This window comes from Aequorivita aquimaris, assembly GCF_001573155.1.
Taxonomy (GTDB): Bacteria; Bacteroidota; Bacteroidia; order Flavobacteriales; family Flavobacteriaceae; genus Aequorivita; species Aequorivita aquimaris.
In genome coordinates, this window is record NZ_JRWG01000004.1 from 234,941 (window position 1) to 259,619 (window position 24,679).

General features: G+C 40.2%; 24 protein-coding genes. 3 read left to right on the forward strand and 21 right to left on the reverse strand.

The genetic code is table 11. The features are described 5' to 3' along the window. Window positions 1-2: 2 nt before the first annotated feature. The 11 genes from LS48_RS08430 to ruvC all read right to left on the reverse strand — a co-directional run bounded on the left by LS48_RS08430 (window position 3) and on the right by ruvC (window position 9,101). Window positions 3-1,313: a DASH family cryptochrome gene (locus LS48_RS08430; protein ID WP_062621939.1), complete on the reverse strand. Its 1,311-nt coding sequence runs from the start codon at window positions 1,311-1,313 to the stop codon at window positions 3-5. Next, on the reverse strand, window positions 1,280-1,426 hold the full coding sequence (locus LS48_RS14900) for a DUF2256 domain-containing protein (RefSeq protein ID WP_076692433.1): 147 nt from the start codon (window positions 1,424-1,426) through the stop codon (window positions 1,280-1,282). Before LS48_RS14900 ends, LS48_RS08430 begins: the two co-directional genes overlap by 34 nt. A 3-nt stretch (window positions 1,427-1,429) precedes the next feature. Next, window positions 1,430-2,425 (reverse strand): metal-dependent hydrolase, encoded by a 996-nt coding sequence (locus LS48_RS08435; protein ID WP_062621941.1) that lies wholly within the window; start codon window positions 2,423-2,425, stop codon window positions 1,430-1,432. A 106-nt stretch (window positions 2,426-2,531) separates the two neighbouring features. Beyond that, entirely contained in the window at window positions 2,532-3,356 is an 825-nt protein-coding gene (locus tag LS48_RS08440; RefSeq protein WP_062621943.1) for a hypothetical protein, read from the reverse strand. Between the two features lie 171 nt (window positions 3,357-3,527). Beyond that, window positions 3,528-5,300, reverse strand: a complete 1,773-nt coding sequence (locus LS48_RS08445; protein ID WP_062621945.1) for a MutS-related protein — start codon at window positions 5,298-5,300, stop codon at window positions 3,528-3,530. A gap of 17 nt (window positions 5,301-5,317) precedes the next feature. Next, a complete protein-coding gene (locus LS48_RS08450) occupies window positions 5,318-5,677 on the reverse strand; it encodes an MmcQ/YjbR family DNA-binding protein (protein WP_062621948.1) in 360 nt (119 codons plus the stop codon). After that, window positions 5,674-6,285, reverse strand: a complete 612-nt coding sequence (locus LS48_RS08455; protein ID WP_062622129.1) for a DUF4230 domain-containing protein — start codon at window positions 6,283-6,285, stop codon at window positions 5,674-5,676. Before LS48_RS08455 ends, LS48_RS08450 begins: the two co-directional genes overlap by 4 nt. Before the next feature lie 4 nt (window positions 6,286-6,289). Then, window positions 6,290-6,640, reverse strand: a complete 351-nt coding sequence (locus LS48_RS08460) for a DUF4260 domain-containing protein (protein WP_062621949.1) — start codon at window positions 6,638-6,640, stop codon at window positions 6,290-6,292. A gap of 1 nt (window position 6,641) precedes the next feature. Then, window positions 6,642-7,409: a cyclase family protein gene (locus LS48_RS08465; protein ID WP_062621952.1), complete on the reverse strand. Its 768-nt coding sequence runs from the start codon at window positions 7,407-7,409 to the stop codon at window positions 6,642-6,644. Next, entirely contained in the window at window positions 7,409-8,539 is a 1,131-nt protein-coding gene (hemW, locus tag LS48_RS08470) for a radical SAM family heme chaperone HemW (protein WP_062621954.1), read from the reverse strand. Before hemW ends, LS48_RS08465 begins: the two co-directional genes overlap by 1 nt. Before the next feature lies 1 nt (window position 8,540). Then, window positions 8,541-9,101, reverse strand: coding sequence for a crossover junction endodeoxyribonuclease RuvC (gene ruvC, locus LS48_RS08475; RefSeq protein WP_062621956.1), 561 nt, complete (start codon window positions 9,099-9,101; stop codon window positions 8,541-8,543). A gap of 44 nt (window positions 9,102-9,145) precedes the next feature. Between ruvC and LS48_RS08480 the strand changes: the two genes are divergently transcribed. The 3 genes from LS48_RS08480 to LS48_RS08490 are packed head-to-tail and all read left to right on the forward strand — an operon-like array spanning window position 9,146 to window position 12,168. Continuing rightward, a complete protein-coding gene (locus LS48_RS08480) occupies window positions 9,146-10,102 on the forward strand; it encodes a hypothetical protein (protein WP_062621958.1) in 957 nt (318 codons plus the stop codon). Window positions 10,103-10,143: 41 nt separating this feature from the next. Next, the gene (locus tag LS48_RS08485) at window positions 10,144-11,226 is read left to right on the forward strand and encodes a glycosyltransferase family 2 protein (RefSeq protein ID WP_157881726.1); all 1,083 of its coding nucleotides are present in this window, start codon (window positions 10,144-10,146) and stop codon (window positions 11,224-11,226) included. A 48-nt stretch (window positions 11,227-11,274) separates the two neighbouring features. Further along, window positions 11,275-12,168, forward strand: coding sequence for a hypothetical protein (locus LS48_RS08490; protein WP_062621962.1), 894 nt, complete (start codon window positions 11,275-11,277; stop codon window positions 12,166-12,168). Here the strand turns inward: LS48_RS08490 and LS48_RS08495 are convergent, their stop codons facing one another. From LS48_RS08495 to LS48_RS08545, 10 genes are all read right to left on the reverse strand, one after another. Continuing rightward, window positions 12,169-12,648 carry a hypothetical protein gene (locus tag LS48_RS08495; RefSeq protein WP_062621964.1) on the reverse strand — a complete coding sequence of 160 codons (480 nt, stop codon included), beginning with the start codon at window positions 12,646-12,648 and terminating at the stop codon, window positions 12,169-12,171. Window positions 12,649-12,771: 123 nt separating this feature from the next. Further along, entirely contained in the window at window positions 12,772-14,199 is a 1,428-nt protein-coding gene (locus LS48_RS08500) for a M56 family metallopeptidase (RefSeq protein WP_076692434.1), read from the reverse strand. Next, window positions 14,196-14,564: a BlaI/MecI/CopY family transcriptional regulator gene (locus LS48_RS08505; protein ID WP_062621969.1), complete on the reverse strand. Its 369-nt coding sequence runs from the start codon at window positions 14,562-14,564 to the stop codon at window positions 14,196-14,198. The genes LS48_RS08500 and LS48_RS08505 overlap by 4 nt, the downstream gene beginning before the upstream one ends. A 152-nt stretch (window positions 14,565-14,716) precedes the next feature. Further along, window positions 14,717-15,271, reverse strand: a complete 555-nt coding sequence (locus LS48_RS08510; RefSeq protein ID WP_062621971.1) for a nitroreductase family protein — start codon at window positions 15,269-15,271, stop codon at window positions 14,717-14,719. Window positions 15,272-15,325: 54 nt separating this feature from the next. Then, entirely contained in the window at window positions 15,326-17,395 is a 2,070-nt protein-coding gene (locus LS48_RS08515; RefSeq protein WP_062621972.1) for a glycosyltransferase family 9 protein, read from the reverse strand. Window positions 17,396-17,481: 86 nt separating this feature from the next. Next, window positions 17,482-18,072, reverse strand: coding sequence for a hypothetical protein (locus tag LS48_RS15590; RefSeq protein ID WP_062621974.1), 591 nt, complete (start codon window positions 18,070-18,072; stop codon window positions 17,482-17,484). Window positions 18,073-18,189: 117 nt separating this feature from the next. Next, on the reverse strand, window positions 18,190-19,851 hold the full coding sequence (gene gldJ, locus LS48_RS08525; protein WP_062621976.1) for a gliding motility lipoprotein GldJ: 1,662 nt from the start codon (window positions 19,849-19,851) through the stop codon (window positions 18,190-18,192). An 813-nt stretch (window positions 19,852-20,664) separates the two neighbouring features. Next, window positions 20,665-21,102, reverse strand: coding sequence for a DUF5675 family protein (locus LS48_RS08535; RefSeq protein WP_062621980.1), 438 nt, complete (start codon window positions 21,100-21,102; stop codon window positions 20,665-20,667). Continuing rightward, window positions 21,103-21,858, reverse strand: coding sequence for a hypothetical protein (locus LS48_RS08540; RefSeq protein ID WP_062621982.1), 756 nt, complete (start codon window positions 21,856-21,858; stop codon window positions 21,103-21,105). Between the two features lie 501 nt (window positions 21,859-22,359). Next, complete coding sequence (locus LS48_RS08545) at window positions 22,360-24,663, reverse strand: T9SS type A sorting domain-containing protein (RefSeq protein WP_062621984.1); 2,304 nt, start codon at window positions 24,661-24,663, stop codon at window positions 22,360-22,362. Window positions 24,664-24,679 lie beyond the last annotated feature (16 nt).

Below are 24,679 nucleotides of genomic sequence, written 5' to 3' on the forward strand. Positions count from 1 at the left end.
TATTAAAAATCCTTTAGCCATGTTTTTTGATATTCCCCGCCCGGGTCATACCGCTCCGCCTGTTTTTGAATGTTGAACTTCCGGTCGCGCGGATCGTTGCCCACGCCGCTGTTATACATCCAGTTGCCCCAATTGCTGTGCACATCATAATCTATGAGCATACTTTCAAAATACGCCGCGCCGATGCGCCAGTCCTGCAACAATTCCTTGGCCCAAAAACTGTTCACGTTTTGGCGGCCGCGGTTGCTCATAAAACCTGTGGCAGCAATTTCATTCATATTTGCGTTTACGAAAGGTTCATCCGTTTCGCCTTCAGTCCATTTTTTAAAAACTTCGGGTTCGTTTTTCCAATCCAAATTCCTTTTTGAAATTCCATTTAACTGAAAAATTTTGGAACCGTGCTTCAGGGAAATATATTTAAAATAATCGCGCCACAGCAGTTCAAAGATCAGCCAATATGTGCTTTGGTTTGCGACAACTTCACGCTCGAACTTTTTCACTTCAGCATAAATAAACGTCGGGGAAATACTGCCATTGGCAAGCCAAGCGGAGAATTTGGAACTGTACTCAGTGCCCAACATTCCATTTCTGGTTTCCTTATAGTTTTTTAGGTTCTGCGTTTTCCAAAAATAGTGCTGCAAACGTTCTTCCGCGGCTTCCTCGCCACCTTGGAAGGGAAATGCCGAGCGTGCATCAATCTCAAAATCCGCCAATCCCAAATCGGTTAAACCCGGAATTTCCGTGCTGTGTTCCACAAGATTGCTTTCTGGCTGAACTTTAGGATACTCCGCATATTTTCTGACTTCGGCTTTGGCTTCCACTCTTTTTCTGAAATCGGTAAAAACTTCAGGGATTTCCGAAAAATGTGAAAAGGGAATTTCCGCAGGATGAAAGAGAAATTGGTCATAGGTTTCTATGAAATTGCAATCGGGCAAAGCTGCCTTTATTTTTTGTGAAACCGAAACTTCCTCACTGGTCCATTCCCGCTGACAATAAATAGTATCGATTTTATATTTTTTGACAATTTTCGAAAAAATAACTTCCGGTTTTTCGTGAAAGACCAACAGCGTAATATTGTAGCTTTGAAGATTCTTCCGAAGATTTTCAACGGTTTCAATCAAAAATTTGGCGCGGAATTTTTCAGTTTTTTTAAAACCGTACTTAGTTTCCGCGAAATGCCGTGGATCAAAACAATAAGCCGCAACCGTTCTTTCATTTTCAGCTAAAGTCTGCAGCAGCGAATGATTGTCGCGCAGGCGAAGGTCTTTGGTGAACCAAACTAAGGCTGTGGATTGCTTTTGTTTTTCTGGCATTTTTTACTGCAATATACCACGTTTTCCCAATCCCGCTCCCATTTTTTCCGCCAGGTAAAAGGGCGCCTACAAATAGGGCAAATTTTCTGCGGAAGATCGGCTTTCTTTTTCATGGGTCAATTTCCTTTGATTCGCGTCCAAAGATCGGCCAATATTTTTTTAGCATCGCGGGTATCTTTTTCCTCTTCGGTAACGGTCACTTCATTTCCAGTTTTTTCGATTCGAAAACTGAACGCATACTTTTTCGCTTGCGGATCAACGCTCATCATCCCGAAACGCAGATCGTTTAAATAAATTCCCTCTTCCTTTTCAGAAACCGTGTACCAACCCTGTGTAATTTTTATCAGGCGTTGCACTTTGTCGTATTCCTTTAAATCGCCAAGGGCTTCGTGATTCTTCGGATGCCGATAAAACCGAATCGGTTTTGTATCGAAAAAAGAACAATCGCCTATCAAAAAAGCATCGTCGGTTTCCACATTTGCGGTCCATAAAATCGAGTTCAGCGGACTGGGTTTTGTTTCCAATGCGGAATAGGGAATGTTTTGCTTTTTCAATGCAGCTTCAAATTTGGAATATGTTATTCCCTTCAGAATTATTGTAAGCAACATATAGGCACTGCTGATGATCAAACCGAGGTTATTGAATCTTCTCCTTTTAATGCTTCCCCTTTTTTGAAGCATCGCCAATATCAGAAACACCAAAAATGGCAGCGTATAAAGCGGATCGATTACAAAAATATTTTTGTAAGCCAAGCGAAGATCCGACGGCCAAAAGAGCTGTGTGCCCCAAGTAGTATGCGCGTCGAGCAACGGATGCGTGACGAAACACAGAAACCAAAACCACGACCATTCCTTTAAACTCGCCCGTTTATCCCAAAGGGAAAGCAGCCACCCAAAAAGCAATCCGAAAACTACTGCAAAAACAATGGAATGGGTAAACCCACGGTGGATTTCCAAAGCGGTTACGGTATCGGTGAAATGGCTTGAAAGCACGTCCAAATCTGGAATTGTCCCCGCAATAGCGCCCAAGGCCATGGCTTTGTTACCAATCTTTTTACCTAGAACCGCTTCGCCCACGGCAGCACCCAAAACAATCTGCGTTACTGAATCCATTCGGAAATACCTTTCATTTGAAAAACCGTGAAAATACGTACTTCTTCAAAATAAAAAAAGGATGCTTTTTAAAACATCCTTTTCTAAATATTTCAATTCTGAATTTCTATTTCGAAAGTTCAGCCACTAAAGTATAAGCCGAATCACCGTGGACTCCAGTAAAATATTTGTTCCATTTTTTACCTCTTTGTTTTCCTATATCTCCCGGCCACGCTTGGCCAATTAATTCACTATTTTTATCAAACATTTTTTCCATGTCGCACATTGAATCTACAAAAAAAGCTTCCACAAACTCAGTTTTGTCGCTTCCCCAAGCGTGAACATTTGGATAATAGCCTTTTATATAATCGTTTTTAGAAAGAACCTTCGACATATTTTCGGCACGCATTTCATTGAATTCCTTTTGGGAACCATCTTCAGGGAATGTAAAGTAGGTTCGGCGAATATATAGTACCAAATCTTTCGAATTATTCTGTGGAATCAATTTAGCGCCATCCAGAGGAGCGTAAATTTCGTCAGAATGGTTTACGGAAAAATAACTATCTCGATTTTTGAAAAAATTTCCGCGTGCTTTTTCGTCAGGCCAAGCTTGCATTGCGAGCTCCTCAGAACGTTCCGCTGCTTTTTCCATTGCTTCCCACGATGGGTAAGTCTGTACATAAAGCACTTCGGTATTGTCTGGGGAAAAAAGATGGGTGTAATAGGAGGCCGAGGTAATGTGTTCATTCTTGGCAACTACTTTTTGCAAATATTCCTTCTCTACAGCTTTCCAATCGTCCATATTGAAATCTTCTTTATCCATATTCCAATGCATGGTTGTAACGGAAAGATACTTTGGTCGATTTGCTTCACTTTGAGCAAAAACACTAAAATTCAATAACAACATTATTGATGTTATTGCAATAAACTTAAGGTTGGTGGTTGTTTTCATAATCCCATAAAATTAAATTAGTATAAATATTAAAATTGATTACTATTTTAAATTTTGGGGCAAGTGAGGAAAGTAAAAAAGCTAAAGTGAAGAATCCATAAGGAATAAAGCTTTTATAAAAGTAAAGAAAAAATAATTATAATTGACTGTTTTTCTGATAATTATAAAAAATCAATCTACAATTTGCATTTTTTTCAGAAGAAATGAAGCATTCATATTTTGGCAGATTCCCGGTTTGAAAGTGTAGTCAAAAATAAGTTCGTCGTTTTCAATTCGCGCGTCGAAGAAATAGTTCTTTACTTCGGGCAATTCATCTGCGGCAGCGCATAGACTTAAATCGTGCGTTGCGATGATGCCGGTGGAATTGCTGGCAACAAGTTTTTCAACAAACTTTCGGGAGCCGATGGCTTTGTCGGTGCTGTTTGTTCCTTTCAGAATTTCATCAAGTATGATAAAATAACGGTCAGACTTTATTTCGTCAACAATAAATTTCAAACGTTTCAATTCACTGAAGAAATACGACTCGTCGTCTGTCAAACTATCCGTAGTCCGCATACTCGTAATGAGCTTTATTGGGTTATACTGGGCTTTTTCGGCACAAACGGGCAGGCCGAGATTTCCCATGACGATTTGCAGGGAAACAGTTCTTAAAAAAGTACTTTTCCCTGCCATATTCGCACCTGTAACAATAAAAAATTCTTCGGAATTTATCTGAAAATCATTCCGCACCATCGTTGCTTCCTTCAACAATGGATGTCCGGCTCCCTTCACTTTTAAAACGGGAATATCATCATTGATTTTTGGAAACACATAGTCGGGATGGTTAAAGGCGAAATTGCCCAAACTGTTATAGGCATCAAAAAAAGTAATCGCATCAAACCACACCGAGACACTCGCATTGTGCTCTAAAATCCATTGTTCAATATTGTAGCTTTGCAGCAGATCGCGAAGCATAAAACCATTGGCAATAACCCCAATAAGCATATTGCTACGTTGATCTAATGCATCTAAGTGTTTTGCAAATTTCTTCAGGACAGATGAAGCTTTCTTTTCTGAATTAACCACCAGATTTCGTTTTTTCGAAAGTAATTCTGAAGAAAATTCCTCGTGTTCTATTTCCTTTATTAATTTATAAAATTGTTCAAAAGTGCTTTGAATTTTTGAAGTATGCGAGGAAAGGTCGTTTACCTTTTTTAAATAGCTGCCCGAAATTGCCAATCCCAAAAAGAACCAGCCAGCCACAGCGTAGCCCGAAACCAAATCGAGAAAATTCAACACAATCAATGTTACTGAAATAACCGAAAATACAAGCGACACGGTCTTTATCCACTTTGGGACAAAAGCTTTATAGTTTTTAAGCCAATCGGTTACTTCGGTGGCAGAAACTTCTATTTTCACCAATGAAGCAATTGCAGAGAATTGTTGGCGCCATTTGGGCATTTCAGCCAATTCGGTTATTGCCTGTTGCTTTTTTGGAATTGCATCAATTTTGTTTTCAGTGAAAATTTTCGCCAAAAAATCGGAGCCGCTTTCCAAAGCAGTTCTATTTAAGTATTGAAAAAAAGAACCACGCCCAAAAAGATCGATATCCTGACTGTAGCAATGAAGCGGGTCTTTATATTTTTCGCCGGAAGGCAAATGGTGAAACGCCCGGTTCAGCACTTCCAGTTCGGTTTCATTTTGTGCTATTAAAGCGTTTTCTAAATCACGCTGGTATTGCAGAGCGCTGTGTTTTGAAACTAAATAAACAAATGCGGTAATGGTCAGAACGATTATAGCAATAACAACTTTTGTGTTTCCGAAGAAAAAATAAACTCCAAAACACGCAATCAAAAAAACCACAAGCCGAATGGAACTGGAAACAACAAGTTTTCGTCTTACTTTTTGTAACACCTCAGTGTGAATTTCAATCTGAAGTTTGTAAAAATCGGCGGGATGGTTCATCTATTTTTTTAGAAAATTTAAAGTGAAGCGAGTTCTGCTTGCAATTTTTTGGTGAGGCTTTTTACCACCAAATCATAGGAATGGTCAATCAGTTCCAAAAGCAATTCATGGGGGATGTTTCTCTCTAGTTCCACCGTGTTCCAATGTACTTTGCTCATGTGGTAGCCCGGACGGATTAGGCCGTCATATTCTTCACGCAGCTCGATGGCCCGCTCGGGGTCGCATTTTAAATTGGCCTGCGCAGGATTGTATTCTAAACCAGTGAGAGCAAACATTTTGCCCATCACTTTAAAAACCAACGTTTTTTCATCAAAAGGAAAAGATTCGGTAACGCCCTTTTTAGAGATGCAATATTCACGAAATTGTTCTATGTTCATTGCTTTAATTTTGGTTTTTCTTCTGCCGAATACAATGCCGAATAATCCAGTTTCCAATTGATGGTCTCTACCAGTTTTTCCATAAGCTGAATGGTTTCCAAGGCTTGTTTTGAAGCTTCATTCAACAAACCGCTTTCTGGGATTTTATCGACTATGTGTTTTTTGGCTTCTTGGTTTATTTCAGTAAGATCGCTTGCGGTAAAGGGATTTGCCCAGCCCTCGCGCTTGTCGTAATATTTAAAATCGGTTTCAATGGTAAGCAATTGTGGCTGTGGAAAATTGGTGAGAATTATAGTTCTATTTTGGGTGTCGGCGTGCATTTTTACCTTCGTAAGGTCAAAGCCAATGTGTGCTTTGGCTTCAATCAAAACCAAGGCTTTCTTTTTTCCCAAAAGTAAATTCAGCCATTTATCCTTCACATTTTCGTAATAGAAAATTTCAGAAAAATCGCCTTCCACGGTAATGAATTTGCACACACTGCGTATTTTTTCCATCAAAATAACCGACTGGGTGTTTACCTTCTCACGTTTTCGGTCACCACTGAAACGCGCAAAAAGAAAATAAGCCACAACAGCACCAACGGCCAAGCCAATAAAGAGATATTCCATGATATTATTTTCCAATGCTTCCCAAATGAGTATTCTTAAAACTGTCTGGATATTTTAAACCGTATCCAAAAATTCTGTCGAAGGAAGCGTGTGAGAACAAAATTACACCTATTAAAATTAACATGGAATTGTTGAGATAAAATCCTGACAAGCCAATAGCAATTGCAATAGCTTTATGGTGAAAAAGATTATAGGTAAAAGCGCCAACCCTAGTGTTAACCAAATACCCCACCATGCCAATATCGGGTGTGAGCAGCAATGCAGGAAACCACCACCACGCATAATCCAATTGTGAAAAGAGGAAAATCCCAAGGATAAATTGGGCCAATTCCTCAATTTTTAAAGTTGTCTTCACGTTATAAAATTTTATAGAGAACAGGTTTGCTCGGTGCTGCGTCGTTATGGAAGGATGCAATTTGCAAATTCAGCAAATAGCTGCCGTCATCAACGGAATCGGGAACGTAAATCAATTCCGTAATTGTACAATCAGCTCGCGGGTTTTGAGGAAAATTCCAAAAAGCCTTGTGTGCCAACAGCTTGCCATCGTCTTTTTCCTTGTCAACCGAAGGTAAATCAATCAACAAATGTTTCACCCCTATTTCCCGTAAAAACAAGGCCGCTTTTTCGTGAAGGAAGGGCCAATTGGTATCGGACCAATGTTTTGATTTTTTATCTGAAGTATTCGGGAGTGTCCTGATTACTATGGCTTCGGGCGTTTTTCCTTTTAAGGCTTTGGAAATGCTTTCTTCGGAAATATTTTCGTCTGCTCCCCCCGCCCTCTCCAAAGGAGAAGAAGCTTCGGGTTTTATTGAAATTACTTCTGCCAAAAAGAAAAAGGTTTTTAAGGCTTCGTTTACCGAATGAAATTCTTTTGAAATATGTCCGAAACACTCGGTATGCGTGCCGTGGGCGTGTGGATTGAAAAACACATTGTTGAAATTTACCGAAGCGCCTTCCGAAACCTTTCCCGTCCAATCGCCCATTTTTACAGGTGCTATCGTTGGTTTGTTTTGGTACCACGCCAACGGGTTCTCTTCGGAAGACCGCAAAGGGATTGAAATATCCAAAGGCTTGGAGAAATCTGCAATAATGGTTTTGTTTTTAATTTCAAGGGTTGCTTTCATCAATCTAAATTTACTAAGAATAAGTCTGCCGCAATACCATCACTCAAAAACTTTCCTTTTTTTGAAATTTTTAGTGTTTCGTTTTCAAGGATCAAAAGGTTATTTTTTAATAGATTCTCAGCTTGTTTTAATAAATATTCTGAATATTTTTTTCCAAATTCGCTTTCAACCTTTCCCAAGAAAACGCCCTTTTTGGTACGCAATCCCGTCATGATATATTCGTTGTACTTGTCTTGTTTTGACAGCAATTCTTTTTCAGATGGAAGCTCGCCTGCCTCAATGCTTTTTATGTATTTTGTATTGTTGGCAATATTCCAACTGCGGAATTTTCCATCGTAACTGTGCGCCGAGGGCCCGATGCCCAGATAGGGTTTTCCTTCCCAATAGGCAGTGTTGTTTCGGGAATGGAAACCAGGTTTGCCAAAATTTGAAAACTCATAGTTCTCCAACCCAGCTTTTTCGGTTTCCGAAAGTAATATTTCGTAGTGCTGTTTTGCGGCTTCTTCATCCACAGGCGGCACGATTCCCTTTTCGATGAATTTTTTTAAAGCGGTTTTTGGCTCCACTGTCAAGGCATAACACGAAAGATGGGGAACATCTAGATTTAATGCAATTTCAAGATTTTTTTTCCAGCGTTCGTGGCTCATTCCCGGGATGCCGTAAATTAAATCGATGCTGATATTTTCAAAATATTGCTTCGCCTCTTTTATAGACTCCAAAGCTTCGGAAGCTTTGTGGGCGCGGTTCATCAGCTTTAAATCTTCTTCGAAAAAAGATTGGATGCCGATGCTCAAACGGTTAATCTGTGAATTTGTGAATTTGTGAATTTGTTCTTTTGAAAGATCATCGGGATTGGCTTCGAGGGTGATTTCGGGATTTTCTGAAACCTTAAAATTTGAATAAATAGTTTCAAAAATCTGTTGCAATTCCTCGGAAGAAAGCAAACTTGGTGTACCGCCACCAAAATAAATGGTCTCCACATTTCCGTCGAGCTCATTTTTCCGCAGCACCAATTCCGTGCACAACGCATTTACCAATTCCTCTTTTTTCTTCAGCGAAGTGGAAAAATGAAAATCGCAGTAATGACACGCCTGCTTGCAAAAAGGAATGTGGATGTAAATGCCCGACATATTATTTATCTATTCGCTCTTCGTTCTGTTTCACAAAAGCTGCCCAACCTGTGTAGCTTTTCCCAATTTCAACCTTCCCGGAATTGTAAAAGTGACAGACGGCCGCCGCGAGACCATCGGTACTGTCCAAATTCTTTGGTAATTCCTTTAAATTCAAAAGACTTTGAAGCATTTTTGCCACCTGCTCCTTACTGGCGTTTCCGTTGCCCGTAATGGCCATTTTTATTTTTTTGGGAGAATACTCGGTAATGGGAATCTGCCGTGAAAGTCCCGCCGCCATTGCCACTCCCTGCGCCCTTCCCAGCTTGAGCATCGATTGCACGTTTTTTCCAAAAAACGGTGCCTCAATAGCAATTTCATCAGGATTGTGCGAGTCAATCAACTCAATGGTACGCTCAAAAATCAGCTTCAGTTTTAGGTAATGGTCGTCATATTTTTTTAGTTGCAGCTCGTTCAGTTGCATAAACTGCATTTGTTTGCCCACCACTTTTATTAAGCCGAATCCCATAATGGTGGTTCCGGGGTCTATTCCCAATATAATTTTTTCTATTTTGTCCTTCATTAACAGAATATTCCCGCTTTCGTGGGAATTAGTATTTTAGCACTATGATTGCCGTACCCCACAAAGCTAAACAATATCTGCTTGCCGCCGCCAAAGTTTTGGTGATTGGCTTAACGTTTGGGTATATTTTTTTTAAGCTGAAAAACAATTCCACATTGGGTTTTAGTGAGTTTACGGCCACTGTTTTTTCCAAAGGAAGCATTGCCGCATATTCATTGTTGTTCTTTGCTTTTTTAGCAACTGCCAATTGGTTTTTTGAAATTCTGAAATGGCAAACCTTGGTTTCAACTTTTGAAAAAATAAATTTCAAAACTGCGCTAAAACAGAGCTTGGCGTCGCTTACCGTTTCATTGGCAACGCCTAACCGAATTGGTGAATACGGTGCAAAAGCACTCTTTTTTGAAAGTAAAAAACGAAAAAAAATACTGTTGCTAAACTTCTTTTCAAGTGCGGCACAAATGTTTGTCACAAGTTTTTTTGGCTTTTTTGGACTGTTATATCTATTGCGAAATTTTAATATAAGCTATTCGGTCGCGACGCTCTGTTACTTTGGAATTGGCATTATTTTGCTTTTTGCGGTCGGTTATTATTTCAAGGAAAAAGAACTTTTATTAAAGGGGTTTTCGATTGCCAAAGTGATTCAATTTTTCAAAAAGATTCCGTTGCAGATACAATTTAAAACCGTTTTATTCTCAACATTTCGCTATGCCATTTTCAGCGGGATGTTTTACGGCTTGTTGCTCTTTTTTGGTGCAAGCATTGCCTTTTGGAAAGCTATCCCGCTCATTTTTGCGATGTATTTTTTGGTTTCCATCCTGCCCACGCTTTTTATTTTTGACGTTGTAATCCGCGGGGGCGTGGCGGTTTGGCTGTTTTCGTTTGCAGAAGTTGTGGAGTTGGTTGTGCTATCAACCGTGCTCGCTATGTGGCTTTTCAATTTTGTATTGCCTTCGCTACTGGGCAGTTTTTTTGTGCTCACTTACCAACCCGCAACCCGATGATTTGGGCGGTTCTTATAGTATTTGCCGCTTATTTTATTTCGATGGCGGCCATAGTTTATGGTTTTAAAAAAATAGCTCCTTTTTCTTCGGAAACAGAAAAGTCCAAAACCCGTTTCAGTCTAATCATTCCTTTTAGAAACGAGGCCGAAAACCTTCAGGCGCTTTTGGAATCCATCAAAAAATTAAAGTATGACTCTGAATTGCTTGAAATCATTTTTGTGAACGACGCTTCCGAAGATAATTCAGAAACGATCATTTTCGAAGCGATTGAAAAAAGCAAGTTTTCAATAAAACTTATTCAAAATAAGCGGATTTCAAATTCACCAAAAAAAGATGCTGTCACTAAAGCGATAAAAAATTCAACCTTTGAATGGGTCGTAACTACCGATGCCGACTGCGAGGTCCCAGAAAACTGGCTAAAAACCCTTGATGCCTTTATTCAAAAAAACAATGCGGTAATGGTTTGCGGCCCGGTAATCTACAAATCAAGCGGAAGTTTTATTGAAAGCTTTCAGCAACTCGACGGTATGAGTCTGCAGGCCGTGACCATCGGCAGTTTTGGACTTAACAATCCGTTGCTCAGTAATGGGGCAAATTTGGCTTATAAAAAGGAGGCTTTTCTAAAAGTGAACGGTTTTTCGGGAAATGACCATATTGCAAGTGGCGACGATATTTTTCTTTTGGAAAAGATGAAAAAAGCATTTCCGAAGCAAGTTCACTTTTTGAAATCCAAGGAAGCAATTGTTTCCACAAAACCGCAAAAAAAATGGAAAGATGTTATAAACCAGCGTATCCGTTGGGCTTCAAAAACTTCGAAGCAAAAAAATACAGCTTCCATGTTTTTGGGCATTTTGGTGTTTTTGGTGAATGTTTCATTGCTCGCAATTCCGTTTTTAATGGCTTTCAATCCTCAAAACCTTTTCGTTTACATATTGCTTCTTTCCGCAAAAATAATTGCAGATTATCTTGTAATTCGGCAAGTGGCAGTATTCTTTTCAGAGAAAATTGTACTGTGGAAATTTTTGTGGCTGCCGTTTCTGTATGCGACGATTGTTTTGGTGGTAGTTTTCGGGAGCTTTGGTGGAAACTATTCCTGGAAAGGGCGAAGCTTTGAAAAACAGTGATAAATTGATTAAATTTTTTACCTTAGCCATACTTTAAAACTTGCCCTTATGAAATCGTTTTTCCCCATTTTCGTCTTGTTGCTCCTTATTCTTTCCACAGGCACGCTGCAGGCCCAGCAGCAATATACCGTTAACGGTGAAACCTACACTCTGAAAACTGAAGTGGAAGGCGCCCTAACCTTGCTGTGGAATACTATTGATGGCGAATACCGCTATTTTTCAAAAAAAGGAAATGATATTGTTGAATTGAAAAACACAAAACAAAACGGCGATTACCAAGAGGAATACAAGGAAACCCTACGGCAGCAAACGAGGGATGCAGCGGTCTCCACTGAAAAAGTAAACCTAACCCTACCGAGTCTTCGCGCATTTTTTGTGAAATACAACAAAAAGAAGGATCCCAACTTCAATGAAAAAGAAAAATCCATAGATCTACAGTTTCGCATAGGAGCTTTTGCAGGGGTTAGCAACAGTGTTTATACAGAAAATCCAACCAATGAATTGCAAGCCGTCGCGGGAATAGATTTTGAATTGATAGATGTTGTGAAACTAAAAAGACACGCACTTGTGTTTCGTTTTAAACAGACTTTTGAAAGCAGTGAATACAAGTATTCAGCTTCTCAATTGTCATTGAATTACCGTTTCAAATTTGTAAAAACACCAAAGTTTGATGCTTTTATAAATACCAAATTTGCTGCACTTACTTTTTCAAAAAGGGAACAAACCTATATTTTGGCACCCCATGTTTTTCCTAATATAACATATACTGAAAAGACTTCCGGCAGCGATTTCAGCGCTCCAATTACTTTTGGTTTGGGTGCAGATTATAAAGTGGGCAATGGTTACATCACTTTTAACTACAACGATATTGTGGGGTTAAATGTGGAAAGCAATGATGAGTTTCCTGTAGATTTCACACTCGGTTATAAATTCAACCTGTAATCAATTTGTTTTGATAATAACGGGTAAGGTGAATTGTGTTGTGACGGGAATACCACGTTTATAAGCTGGGGCCACAGGCTTTAGCGAATCGATACTCTGCAAAATCCACATTTCCAGATCTGGAAATTCCTTCTGCAACAAACTGTCCATTTTTATCTCTAATATGGAAAGTTGACCACTGCTGCTTACTTCAAAATTTACTTTTACCGTGTCATAAACCTCGCGCACGGCAACCATATCTTCATGGCTTATCGATTTATAAAGATGGGAATTTATCGTATTTATAAAGCAATCTTTTTGCTCTGGCTTTTCCAATATGTTCTCACAGTTTGAAAACGATGGATACCGATCTACCTCTTTCCAGTCTATAGCTCCAATTTCTTCTTTGTAAATTTTTTCTGAAGAAACTTTTTCGGTCTCAAAAAACTGACAGGAAGTTGCCAGTAGCAGTATAAAAACCAAATGGAAGCGCTTTATCATTTCAGAAATAAATTCTACTTGAAAAGTACAAATTTATTGAAACTTAATGGATTGAAAACGAAAGTAAGTTCCATAAAAAAGCCGAAGATTTTTCTTCGGCTTTTTAGATATTTAAGTTGAAATCTATTTTACTTCAAATACAATTGGCAAGGAATAAATAACACTTACTTTTTTACCATCCTGCTCGCCGGGCTGCATTTGCGGCAGTTTTTGCACAATACGTATTGCTTCTGCTTCAAGCTCTGGTTTTGGAGCTTTTGCTTTTACGTCAGCGATGCTTCCCGATTTGTCGATTTTAAATTGAACAACAATGCGTTGTCTGCCCGTGAGACCCAAATCCTTCCCAAGTTTTGTGTTGAAATTTTCTCCAATAAAGGCACTGATTCGTTTTGTGAAACATTTCTTCAAGGTTTCATTATCGCCCGAACAACCGGGGTAGGTTGGTACCTTTTCTATCTCTGCAATCAGATAGTCTTGATTTTTATTTATTCTTAGGGTGTCTTCGGTTTCATTCAAATATTCCTGGACGGAAGTATAAACCTTATCGCCCGGTTGTGCTTCGGTAGTGAGCAATTTCAGTGCCTTCTCCTCCTCGGGGGTCATTTCGCCCTTTTTCATTATGGCTTCGGCCAGCTCGTTGATCTTGTTCATTACTTCAGAGTCTGACTGAGAGACATTTTTTTGCTCCTCTGCTTTGGGGTCGTTACTGCAAGCAGTATAAACCAGCATGCCGCAAATTATTGGCAGTAGCAGTAAATACTTGAATTGGGCGGTTTTTGTGGATTTTGATTTTTGTAACATAATGATTCGTTTTTTGATTAATGATTGATTGAAAAATGTATTGATGAATGATATTTTTTCGGTTTGGAATACTTCCGAAAGCAGGCTCTGATAATATTGTTTTTTATCTTTTTGGATGGTCACTTTAGCATCCGCAATATATTCGTGCAGTGTGGCAATTCTATTTTGAAACAAATAAATCATTGGGTTGAACCAAAAGACGATACGGAGCATTTCAAAAAAGAGAAGGTCCAACGAATGTTTTTGCTCAATGTGAATTTTTTCATGGGCAATAATGCTGGCTTTGTTTTCTTCGGAAATGTTTTCGCCTAAAAAAATACTGTTGAAAAAGGAAAAGGCTATATCAGTCTTTGGAAGCGTCACTAATTTAAACTTTGGGAATTTTTGGGTATTTGCCGTAAATTTCAGCTTTATGATTTTATAAAATTTAACGCACAAAAGCAATGCGCTTAAAACCATACCAAAAATCCAAAGTGCCGTAAAATTGGGGATCCACCAATTATTTCCACTTGAAACCATTTCAGAAACCCCACCGCCAATTACTACTGCTGGCAATTGAATTATATACTCTTGTGGAATGCGCTGTTGAATAAACCCAAGGCTTACAAACGGTAAAATAAAGCCTAAAATAGGTGCTATCAATAAATACAATCTGTTTAGGTTGAAGAACGTCTCCTTTTTCAAAAAGAGATCATATACCGCCAAAAACAGTACTTGAAAAACGAATATTTGAAATAGTGTATGTATCATTTCCCGTTTTTTTCAGAATTGATTTCTTCCATAATTGTCTCCATTTCCTGAATGCTGATATCGTTTTTCTTCATAAAAAAAGAAACCATACTTTTAAAGGAACCTTGGAAATAACCCTCCATTAATTTGTGCAGGGATTGATTGCTATATTCGGTTTTCTTCACTTTTGGAAAATATACGTGCCCGCGACCTTCCTTTCTATAATCCACAAAATCCTTGCTTTCCAGAATACGGACAATGGTGGAAACCGTGTTATATGCCGGTTTTGGCCCAGGCAGTTGCTCTATAATTGCGGCCACGTTTGCCTCTTCCAAATCCCACAGGATTTGCATAATGTCTTCTTCTGCTTTTGTTAATTGTTTCATATCTCTTGTGCTTAACATTTCAAATATAACTAATTTTTTAGTTTAAACTAATTCTTTAGTTGTTAAAGTTATGATGGGATATAAAAAAACCCACAGCTTTTATAAAAACCTGTGAGTTTTTTTAGGAATCTTGAATCTTAAATCTTGAATATTTACACCCAGACAGTTTTTGCCTCAATGGAAGTCTTGCGGGTGCCTTCGGGAAGCTCGTCGTCATATTTTCCCAAATAGAAAAAGCCCAAGCACTGCTCGCCCTCCTCCATCTGAATAAATTTATCCATATATTTTAAAACCCCTGGAGATGCCCAATAGGCACCGATGCCCATATCGTGCGCTGTTAGCCACATGTTCTGCACGGCCATTGCTGTGGCGGCAATTTCTTCCCACTCCGGAATACTCTCCTTTGGATCTCGCTGCATACAGATTGCTATTACGCATCCCGCTTTTACAGGATTGTCCATGAATTTATTGTACGTAAACTCTGAGAAGTTTTCTGTAGTTTGTTTGTAGGTTTCGGATATGAATTTCCCCAAGGCAATTTGTGACACGCCATGAAAAACTTTAAAACGCCACGGTTCGGTGCGCTTGTGGGTTGGCGCCCAATTTGCGCTTTCAAGGATGGTTAAAACTTCTTCTTTGGAAATGGGCTGGTCGTTATACTGGGCAGGAAAAACCGCACGACGGTTCTTTATGGTTTCTGAAATCATTTTTTTTAATTTGGCTCGTGAAGATACTAAAAGTGTATTTCAAAAAAAACAATTTTAGGCGAATGTGGGAACATTAAAAATAATATTTTGTTGCACTAAAACGTCGGTAACCATTTTCAAATCTCCTGCGTTTGGTTCTTTTGAAATTTCACTCGAAAGCAATTTCTCAACCTCGGTTTTCATTGCATTGCTGTGGTATTCCAACAATAATTCGTTTTCGCCCAACTTCACCAAACAATCTTTTTTGCCAAATTCTATAGATACTTGTGGATTTAACCGAAGTTGCGAATTATTTTGGGGATAATAAGCACGCTGCAAGACCTTGTAAAGTGCCTCCAGAACCCTCTCTAACGTTACAGATGTTAAGCAGATTCTGTGGGCACAGTTCAAGATTACGTCATAATTACATTTAAGGTTGCAAACGCCTTTTTTTCCCCAGATAAGCTCGTTGTGCTCCGCAAAGCTGCCCCAACTTCCCGGACCGGTGGGCCCATAGATTCCCACAGTGGGCACATTAAACGCTCCAGCCACATGGGTTATTCCGGCATCATTACCAATATGGAACAATGCGCCTGCCATCGCCTCGCCCACATCTTCCATTCCACCAGTAATGAACTCAACGTGCGGCATTGGTTTGGAGAAATATTTGGCAAGGTCAGGGTCGTCCGGCCCCATAATAACTTTGCAATCTAAATTTGGGAAGATTACGCGCAGCCTTTCAATTAAAGCCGCATATTTTTCAGTTGGCCAAATTTTAAGTAAAAAACCAGCTCCATGATGTACGACGAAATAAGAATTTGAAGCCTTTATATTATTTTCAAAATAGGGGTAGCTTTCCAAATGATTGTCTATATCAATATGCAGTTTTGAAACCGTGTCTATATAATGCTGAATGGCGTGCTGCTTTACTTTTTTATGGGTTGGATATTTCAGGGCGTGCGGCAAATCATAGCCTCGAAAAGCTGGATAATTGCCCAGTTCGTAGATGTTGCTGTAATTGGATTCCTGATTGCGCGCTTCGGGTTCACCCACTACCTTGACCCCTTTTAAATGTCTACGGAAAAAATCCACAAGTCTCGGCGCCACAGCAAAATGAAGCTCTTCAGAAACTGCCGCCAATTTATAGATAGCTGGAATGGCGAAGAAAATATCGCCCAGGCCGCCATAGCTTTTATAGACTAAAACCTTCTTCAATTTGGGCGCTTTGGTCTTTCCTGAATTGGTTAATATGCTAGAAACTGCATTCCAAAAATTTTCCGGGGCCTGCAGCATTTCGGCTTTGGCCTTTTCAAAATTATCAGGGTAAAAGTCAAATGAAAACGTGCCTATTCTATCATTTGAGAGTATTTCGCAGCCCGAGAGAAATGCTTCTGCAGCAAGCCTTCCCGAGGGTTCTGGCCAAACTGGCTTACATATAAATTGTTTTGTCTTTCCAAGAATTTCAAGTACTTCCGCGTTTGAAACGGGCTCATGAAAAGTTATGTTCGTTGGCATTTCACGACGCAATCGGTTTTTTCCGAAAACCTTAAATTTTAATTCAGGATGTTCTTCGGCATAGGTTACATAGTCGTGCCCGCCCTTTAAAAAGTTGAGATCCCCAAAAAAAGGAATTGTTTCTTCGTCTTTTTCTTCGGAAGGTTTCAAATTGGCAACATCTACTGTGGGCGGCATGATTAAATGTTTTGTTACGGCTTCTCCATAAAATTCGAAATGTGATTGGTAATGTTTCGGCGATTGAAAAACATTTAGGGCCGCGCCGGAAAACAAATTTCTGAAAAGATGAAATTTATCGGGGTTGCAACAATTGCGTACGTTATAATCTACGGTGCATAAAATATTTCGGCGTATGCAGAAATTATAATCATATTCCACTTTAATATACGGAACGTTCTGCGAAAGGAGATACTCCACCAAGTCCAACTCAAAATGACATCGGGAAGTACTGTTTAAAACTATTAAATCTGCTTCTGAAATTTTACTTTTTGTTTCCTCAAAATTCCTCAGAAAATCTACGGAAACGGAATGGTTTTTAGTTTCGCCAAGCGCCATTAATTCTTTAATGGTCAGCTCAGCACCGCGGGGAGTTTCCAAAAATGTATCGTGGAGGAATAGAATTTTTTTCAAAATAAAAGAAGGGATTAAATAAAATTGGACATTTCTGAAAAGTTTTTAGAGAAATGTCCAATCAAATACAAAAGACAACAAACAGACTATATTTTCTCAAATATAAGAATATCGGTTCCACCGCCGCCTCCGCTCACATCGCGCAGTTCTATTCTGGTAGGCAGGACACTTACAATATCCCAATCGTCATTAAATTCGTTAAAAGGAACTCCCGTAAAGTTTAGGGTCAATTCATTCCCGGAACCATTCACCAACCAGCTTCCATTATTGGTATTGCTTCCATTTGTGGCAGTAACTTGGTCATTTACTTTAAAATCAACCGTATAACCGTTATAGTCTCCGGTTTCATCAACGCCACTATCTATATAACTGGCAACTTTCCAGTTTGTGGCAATTAAAATATCACGAATTACTTGGGCATCGCCATAGTAGCCGTCGTCATAGTAACCATCATCATAATAACCGTCGTCATAATAACCATCATCGTAATAGCCATCATCGTAATAGCCATCATCGTAATAGCCGTCACCGTAATAACCATTATCATAGTAGCCATCATCAAAAAAGTCATCTGAATCATCCGAAGAACAAGAAGAAATAATAGCTCCTGTAATTGAGATGGTTGAAACGGCAAGCAAGGCCTGGCCTGATTTCTTTATAAAGTTTCTGCGTTTCATAAACAATTGTTTTAGTGGCTGTTATAAATATAGCAAAAAAAAATTGATTGCTTCTTTTGTGGTATTCATATATTGAACAATTATCTTAAAAAATACCCTACCCTTTTTTGAAAAAAATTATCGGCGCGGTCGTTTTTTCTTATTGGTCTTAGAACCCACCCTGGACATAGCGCACCTAAAACCAATATAGTCTGTAGCCATATATTGTGGCAAAAACCGTCTTTGGGCCGGGTCCAGCCAATAATCCCTATCGCGCCACGAACCGCCTTTATAAACGCGAACCTCATCATTTATCAATGTGGTTCTATTGGAACTTTTATCATATTCACGATGAATTTTGCCCGTGCTATCGACAAAGACTTTATGGATCGGCGCGTTGTACATCGGATAATCGCTGGAAGATTGGTTTTTGGCATTATACAGTTTTGATCTTTGATCGCCGTCCTTAAAATTTCTGTTGTCACTTGTTGAAAAATTTATACGAAGGTAGGTTTCCCATTCATCTACAGGAACTTGAATCAGTTCTCCCGGAAGTTGCCTTGGAATGAGTTTGCCGGTGGGCAGGGTGTCATAAATTATAGAATCTATAGTCACAACGTTAAAAGTACCATCAGAATTTCGGGAGTCTTTGGTATAAACATTTCCTCGATAATAATTGAAGTCGTTATAATCGTCTTCCACAATTGGTCTGTATACATCGGCTACCCATTCTGCCACATTTCCAGCCATATCATATAGACCGTAGTCGTTTGGGGGATAGCTTTTTACTTGGGCGGTAATATCGGCATTGTCATCGCTCCAACCGGCTATTCCACCGTAATCTCCATACGATTGTTTAAAGTTTGCCAATTGGTCGCCGCGCGACTTACGTTTTCCGGAGCGGGTGTATTGTCCGTTCCAAGGATACTTTTTTCGTCCTTTATGAATATTATATTCTCTAATTCCGTCGAGCCCCAAGGCAGCATATTCCCATTCAGCTTCAGTGGGTAGGCGGTACTCTGGAAGGAAGATCCCATCACGGCGCTGCATATATAAGTCGGTATGTTTAGCACCCAGAATTGTACTATCTTTTTTAAGTTCTACAAGACGACTGGAACGTTTACCACCATTTAAGATGGAATCATTACCTCCATATGCTAAAGTAGGTGCTTTGATATAGGTTTCTGTTGAAAATATTTCGTTTGCTTTGATATTGTATCTAGCATTAAGTGCTGTAAAATCGGCATCTTCCAATAATTTTTCATTCACCCTATCGGTTCGCCATTTGCAAAAATTTACTGCCTGCAACCAACTTACGCCCACCACCGGATATTCTGAAAACGCGGGATGGCGCAGGTAATTCTTCACCATAGCTTCATTAAAACCCAGAGGATTGCGCCAGGCCAAGGTATCGGGAAGCGCACTGGCATAGATATTTCCATAATTTTCATCATCGGGTGGAAATACACGTTTTAGCCAGTCCAAATACTCCAAGTACATCAGGTTGGTAACCTCTGTCTCGTCCATATAAAACGACATTACATGCTGCTGGTTGGGAATATTGTTCCAGTCGCCCATAGGGTCATCCTGCACGCGGCCCATGGTGAATGTTCCACCTTCAATAAAAACCAGGCCCGGACCCGTTTCCTGTTCTTTGGTCTTTTTATTATAATTTTTGGCAAAACCGCCCATCCGGCCAATCATTTTCCATCCCGTGGCCCGCGAACTGTTCTTGTAGTCGTCCTTTTTTGAACAGGAAAGGAGAAAAAGGATAAAGATTAAGGGAAGTATTCGCTTCATTAATCGACTGGTTTTTAATATGTCAAAAATAAAATTATTCTCAATTCAGTCAAGTTCACCAAAACCAGATTTTATAAAAAAACAATTATTGTGGGGGAGTTCTTACTTCTTATAGTTTTTTTAAATTATCTATTTATATAAAGCATCCATTCCTTTAAACAAATATTTTGGTGCAGCCACATTACAAAACGTCCATAAACAAAAAAAGCCCATCCACTTCAGCGTAGTTTAAAGTTTATCGAAAGACGCTGTTCAGGTTTTAGGAAGCTTTTCTTCGGTAATCCCGATCTGGGATTTAACCACAGCCCAAAAAGCTAGGGTAACTAAGGCTACAAAGTGCAAGGACATACTAAAAAAAACCGTTAGGATGTAAGATTCCTAACGGTTTTGATATTTAGGAGGGTTATAATTTCTTAAACCATCTTCTAATTGTGGAGAAATATGTGGTTGACACAGCTACAATTTTACGTAAGAGGAGGGTTGTAAAGAAACTAATTATTGCGCCTATAATCGCCAAGATACAGGTTGTGATAAGTTGTTGGGAACCTATATTGGGGAGCGTAGAAGCCAAAAAACCTCCAATGGTGCCGGCTATAAAGGGAATCTCCTTAGAGACCACCATTAGGCGCTTGTGGGGGCTCAGGATCCTCACCCTGAACCGTTGCCTGACTTATAGCCGTGGCCACTGTGCCAGCGACCACTACGTAGGTAGCGGCGGAAAGCAGCCAGGCCGGAAGGGCTACAGGCGCCGCGAGCAGGGTGCCGCCGGCCGTTGCCAAGCCGAGGCCCACATTGCGCAGGGTTCGAAAGAACTTAGGAGTAGGACTTTTGTATCTGTTTAAGATATTCATACCGATTTGAATTAATGTTAAGGATTACTTTTTCATTTTTATCCCTAGCCTGATGGTATAGGGAGAGGAGTTTCTGTAGGGCCAGTTTAGAGTTGATACCCGTACCAATACCCGTTAACAGGTTGACCGGGGCAATACAGCCACGCAGTTGGGTGATGGCATTGTTTGCGGGATGGATTAGGATATAACTTCTGTTTTGCACGTCCAAGATTTCCAAGTGGTTGTGGAATTTGGTGGAGGTTCGGGACCTCAGTTCGTAGTTGCCTTCCGGGATGCAGGAACTATTTTGTTTGTTCTCTTTCCAAGGAAGCTCAATGGTAAAGCAGACGAAGTGTCCGTTTAAGGTGAGGGTACCATTGGTACCCCCACGCTTATAAACCCTTGTTAGGACAAGTTCCATTTACACATCGTCAACATTTACCACATTCAGGGCGTTGAAGGCACCATTCTTTAGGGAATAGTACTCGCCATTTACCTCTTGGTAAAACTCGATACCCATAACGACTACTACCGGCAGGGTTGAATTGGGGTTTACCGAAGCGGTAAGGTTTGCCGCTGCTACAGCCGAGTTGTCGTATGGCAGGATACCCATATGCATCTCGCTGAAGGAAAAGGTTTTGTTTGGGAAATCCAACTCAGCGACGCCCATTGCCAATTTAAAGTGGCTAGTACCCGATGGAGCGCCAATTTGCTCAGTGGCGGTAAAGGCTTCGATGGCAATGGTGGCATCGCCCGTAACCCGATCAAAACTTGGGATGAACTGGCCGAAGAAGGTGGTGCCCAGTTTTCCATTAATGTTAAAGTCGAAGTCCTCAAGCATTGCCAGGTTGCCTTCCGAAAGGGTACGATTGCCACGGGAGTTTACGGCATCGGTTTTAATGATAGCCAGTAAGAGGGTGGTGAGCCTACTTACCACACGGCGGTCCTTAGCCTTTTGCATCAGGGATCGGAGGGCGGTGCGAATTAATTTACCGCCCTGGCCTGCCCGACCGAATTCGGAGTTGTTTTCACAGGTGCGTGCAAATGCAGCACTGTGAAGGATCTTGTCGCGGTCAACTCCTCCCTTAGCTCGGGCAAGGTGACCGTCTGTGGTTTTGTAGAAGGCAATATCATCGATAGTGCCTTTTAACTTGATAATTCCAGTTTGTTTAGCCATAATAAAATAATTTAAAGTGAACTGCAAAGATGGCTTTGGAGGCAGGTGATTGTTCACAAGGACGGAACAAGATGGGCGCGATTTATTTTGCGAAATTTCCAAAAGCCCTTTATATAAGGGGATACCAGATAAGATATTTCCCCATTTTTTTATGAGCAGTGATTTTTTATGGGTGATGGAGATTGGGAAAGAGTGAAAGGAAAGAAGAAGTGTGGTTTTATTTATATAATTTTTAAATTCTTATAAAAGAGGTAAAACCTTAATAAAGCAAGGTTTAGACGGAAATATGGCGGAATGGATTATTGCCATTTTTCCCAAGCTGTTCCCAAGTAAATATGTAATACATTTAATTTTGTAGGAAAATATACCATTATTCTTACAATTTAATGACTTCGCTATGGCTTTGCTATGGCTTCGGCATAAGGAGGATTTTGAGTGCGCCAAAAGCTCCCAAATATAAATTCCCGGGAGCTCCTTCACCACATCATTAAATTTTAATGCCTATTGTTTCACGATTTTTTTAAAGAATAATTTTCTGTTGCTATCCAATACGCGCACCAAATAAGTGCCCACAGCCAAGTTTGAAATATCTACCCTGGAAGTATCTTCCCTATCCAATACCTTGGCACCCAATAGCGTATAAAGGGTTACTCGGTTCACCCTTGAGTTTTTTAGACTGATATTCAATACCTCAGAGGCAGGGTTGGGATAAATGGCTATTTCCTTATCGCCATTTCCAAAATCTGGGATTCCGGCAACATTCAAATCTACTGTATATTCTACCAGGCCAAGGTCAAAGGAACCGATGAAGGCCGTCACGGAATTTTCGCCAAACAGATAGGAGGAGGAACCCGAGCCTATACCCAACAATTGTTCATTATTGATGGACGCCCACGTTTCTCCTCCATCGGTAGAGTAATGGAGTGTAAATTCAGAGAATTCCGAACTGTATGTGGAAGCCATCATCGCCCCTTCCGTTTCGGTTGAAAAGGCTACATTAAAAACCAGGGAAGTGGTTTTTCGCATCCAGTTTTCACCTCCATCCTCTGACATAAAAATGCCTTTTGAGCTTGCCAAGGCCATTCGGTTATTATCCAAGGCATCTCTTTGCAGGTCAAAAATGAGGTCATTGGCACCCAAAACATCTAGCCCACTGCTATTGTTGGTCCAAGTGGTGCCACCATCCATCGAGGAATACACTTCTATACCAACCGGCATTATAATTTTTCCTGTAGTATCAATAAGTATTTCATGGATGTAATCAAGACTGGGTAAAGTGATATCGGTTACCGAAATATTGTTAATGTCGCTAAAATCTATTCTCTTTAACTGGGTTTCACTCCGTTCGAAGCCTCCGAAGGCTGCCAAAATGGTCTGGGGAGCATTTGGGAAGGTTGCTACGGCAGTCAGTCTATTGGCGAAAATCATCAACAATTCGCTTTCGGTAGCACCATTATCGTTGCTCATTCTAAGGCTGGACCCCATAAAACTGGAGGAAAAAGTGTAAACACGATTTGGCGTAATCTTATCTGCATATTGCGTTTGGCCAGGAGTGTTTGAGAAAATATTCAAGGGTACAATATCATAAGGCGTATCGGTACCGGTATTAAGGTCGCGATGCACGTAGCCGAATTGAACGCCGTAATATAGATTGGCATTCGCACCATTTAAATACATATCTATATTTCCCGTACTAACAAAATAGGGGCTTTTGGACCAACTCAGGGTTTCGCCGCCATCGGAAGAAAATAAGGGAACATAGTTGGCACTGATAAAAATTTCCTCAGAATTTTGCGGATTGTAACTCGCCTGCAGCCCATAATAGTAACTCTGCGGGTCATCATCCGGATAAACAAAGTTCTCCCAAGTATTGCCTCCATCTTCCGAAATTGCAATTTCATTTTCTTCCAATACTATGATTTGTGAAGGGTTGTTCTCATTAAAACGTATTACGTTGATGCAATCCAAAATTCCAGCTGTCCAAGTGATAGGAACAATATTAAAATTTTCGCCCCCATCAATGGATTTATACAGGTTTTCAACGGTACCTCCAAAACTGATGCCCGTACCCATCAGAACATGTTGATGGTTTGCGGGGTCAAAACTTATGGGATCCAAAATGATTCCAGGAAGTTTCTCTTCCCATGTTTGCCCCGCATCCTCAGACACAAAGAGACCCCCGTCCACCCCGGTACTGCCATTGCCACGGGTGAGAAAAAATTTATCGGGATTGTTTGGGCTTATGGCTACGTCGTTTAAGAATACGGTGTCATGGTCATTGGTGTAGTAGATCATATTCCAATTATTGCCTCCATCGGCCGTGTAAAAAGTCTTTCCCTCAGTACTCATTCCTACTGGAAAGTTGGTATCGACCAATAAGATATCGGTATCGCCGTCGTAAAAATCGTATGAAGTAACATAGGCGCTATCCATCCGGTTTGGCAATGGGAAGGATTTTACAATGGCCGCGGTGGCAATATCGTATATTCTTATTTCATTTAAACTGCTATTCGGCAAATATGCCGAAAAGGTGAGGGCCGTACCATCTGGCGAGAGTTTTAAATCGCGGATGCTCGCTCCCTGTCCAATGAAAAGGGAATATAAAATATCCCAGCTGGCGCCATTATCCTCAGAAACTACTATGTGGTTTCCAAGAGTTACGGCATACACCTTATTGGGCACGTTGGCATCATAGGTAACATCAAACAGCCGCCCGAAATCATCCGAACCCGTCACCTCAAACTGGGCGTATACGGCAGATTGAAAAATAAATATTACAACAAAGAGAAGGGTAAATTTTTTCATATTTAAAAATTTTTAG

Excerpts from the sequence above, each read along its gene's own strand:
- LS48_RS08430 (WP_062621939.1), bottom strand. The coding sequence starts at position 1,313 with ATGCCAGAAAAACAAAAGCAATCCACAGCCTTAGTTTGGTTCACCAAA.
- LS48_RS14900 (WP_076692433.1), bottom strand. The coding sequence starts at position 1,426 with ATGAAAAAGAAAGCCGATCTTCCGCAGAAAATTTGCCCTATTTGTAGG.
- LS48_RS08435 (WP_062621941.1), bottom strand. The coding sequence starts at position 2,425 with ATGGATTCAGTAACGCAGATTGTTTTGGGTGCTGCCGTGGGCGAAGCG.
- LS48_RS08440 (WP_062621943.1), bottom strand. The coding sequence starts at position 3,356 with ATGAAAACAACCACCAACCTTAAGTTTATTGCAATAACATCAATAATG.
- LS48_RS08445 (WP_062621945.1), bottom strand. The coding sequence starts at position 5,300 with ATGAACCATCCCGCCGATTTTTACAAACTTCAGATTGAAATTCACACT.
- LS48_RS08450 (WP_062621948.1), bottom strand. The coding sequence starts at position 5,677 with ATGAACATAGAACAATTTCGTGAATATTGCATCTCTAAAAAGGGCGTT.
- LS48_RS08455 (WP_062622129.1), bottom strand. The coding sequence starts at position 6,285 with ATGGAATATCTCTTTATTGGCTTGGCCGTTGGTGCTGTTGTGGCTTAT.
- LS48_RS08465 (WP_062621952.1), bottom strand. The coding sequence starts at position 7,409 with ATGAAAGCAACCCTTGAAATTAAAAACAAAACCATTATTGCAGATTTC.
- hemW (WP_062621954.1), bottom strand. The coding sequence starts at position 8,539 with ATGTCGGGCATTTACATCCACATTCCTTTTTGCAAGCAGGCGTGTCAT.
- ruvC (WP_062621956.1), bottom strand. The coding sequence starts at position 9,101 with ATGAAGGACAAAATAGAAAAAATTATATTGGGAATAGACCCCGGAACC.
- LS48_RS08480 (WP_062621958.1), top strand. The coding sequence starts at position 9,146 with ATGATTGCCGTACCCCACAAAGCTAAACAATATCTGCTTGCCGCCGCC.
- LS48_RS08485 (WP_157881726.1), top strand. The coding sequence starts at position 10,144 with ATGGCGGCCATAGTTTATGGTTTTAAAAAAATAGCTCCTTTTTCTTCG.
- LS48_RS08490 (WP_062621962.1), top strand. The coding sequence starts at position 11,275 with ATGAAATCGTTTTTCCCCATTTTCGTCTTGTTGCTCCTTATTCTTTCC.
- LS48_RS08495 (WP_062621964.1), bottom strand. The coding sequence starts at position 12,648 with ATGATAAAGCGCTTCCATTTGGTTTTTATACTGCTACTGGCAACTTCC.
- LS48_RS08500 (WP_076692434.1), bottom strand. The coding sequence starts at position 14,199 with ATGATACATACACTATTTCAAATATTCGTTTTTCAAGTACTGTTTTTG.
- LS48_RS08505 (WP_062621969.1), bottom strand. The coding sequence starts at position 14,564 with ATGAAACAATTAACAAAAGCAGAAGAAGACATTATGCAAATCCTGTGG.
- LS48_RS08510 (WP_062621971.1), bottom strand. The coding sequence starts at position 15,271 with ATGATTTCAGAAACCATAAAGAACCGTCGTGCGGTTTTTCCTGCCCAG.
- LS48_RS15590 (WP_062621974.1), bottom strand. The coding sequence starts at position 18,072 with ATGAAACGCAGAAACTTTATAAAGAAATCAGGCCAGGCCTTGCTTGCC.
- gldJ (WP_062621976.1), bottom strand. The coding sequence starts at position 19,851 with ATGAAGCGAATACTTCCCTTAATCTTTATCCTTTTTCTCCTTTCCTGT.
- LS48_RS08535 (WP_062621980.1), bottom strand. The coding sequence starts at position 21,102 with ATGGAACTTGTCCTAACAAGGGTTTATAAGCGTGGGGGTACCAATGGT.
- LS48_RS08540 (WP_062621982.1), bottom strand. The coding sequence starts at position 21,858 with ATGGCTAAACAAACTGGAATTATCAAGTTAAAAGGCACTATCGATGAT.
- LS48_RS08545 (WP_062621984.1), bottom strand. The coding sequence starts at position 24,663 with ATGAAAAAATTTACCCTTCTCTTTGTTGTAATATTTATTTTTCAATCT.